We start from the raw sequence: 956 nt of genomic DNA, 5'->3' as shown, positions 1-956 counted from the left end.
GCAAGTGAACTCCACCGAGCGTGCCTGATAAGTAGGCACTGGGATCATCCGCACTCTCGATCAACAGGCTATTGCCATCATTGCCCGTGATCAGGTACAGCGGGTTGTTCTCGTTGGTGACATCCAGGTCCACCTGGATGCCCCGCAGATCCTTCTGCACCACGTTGCCATCAGCCGCCCAGGGTGTGCCCTCGACCGTCACCCGCCAGGTGGTACCTGACTCCAACACCACGTTCGTGATCAGGTGTTCGCCCACCGAAGCCACCGGCGTAGAGCCCGCTCCGGCCACACGACCACCGTTCTCTGACAGCAGGTGACCATAGTCTTCCGTGCTCAGCTTCACATACGTGGTACCCGCACCCGAGACCGTGTTCCTGGATGACACACCACTGGCCGTTCGGTACACACCTGTGAAGCCCGCCACATCGTCGGCAAAGACACTGATACGACCACCTGCGCCCGCCGGTGCAGTGTCCCTGAAGTTATAGGTGTTCCTGCCACCCTCTACGCTGAATGTTCCCGCGCCGGTCAACATGCCCACATCTACATGGATACTGCCGCCTGCCCCCGCTGGCAGGTCATCGTGGTAGGTCTTCTGACCTTGTGCCTTGATGGTGCCATCCAGCACCAGCGCGCTGGCCGTGATCCCGATCAGGCCGCCGCCACGCCCTGGTTCTGAGCTATTACGGTAGTAACCCGCACTGCCCGGGAACTCCGCCTCGAAGTACCGGCCATAGGTACAGTCAGCACTATTGCCATACACAATGCCACCATGGCACGCCCGACGCGTGTTGTTGCTAAAGTCCGGGCCACTCCAGTAGCTGCCCGGATAGCCACGGCCACTCAGATCAATCGACGACGTGCTATCCACCGTCACCGTGCCCACAACATCCAGCGTCAGCGGATACAGCGTCTTGCTGCTTGAATTAGCATATTGAGTGGTTAGCACCGCACCA

The 956-nt window shown here is 59.9% G+C and carries 1 protein-coding gene; it reads right to left on the bottom strand.

Features of this window, described 5'->3' with window-relative positions:
* Nucleotides 1-956 (bottom strand): hypothetical protein (locus A3709_RS24230; protein ID WP_197484339.1); only part of this gene is annotated, 956 nt, incomplete at both ends.

Origin of the sequence: Halioglobus sp. HI00S01, assembly GCF_001635445.1 — a bacterium.
Lineage (GTDB): Bacteria > Pseudomonadota > Gammaproteobacteria > Pseudomonadales > Halieaceae > Halioglobus > Halioglobus japonicus.
This window is presented reverse-complemented; position numbering and strand designations above follow the sequence as displayed.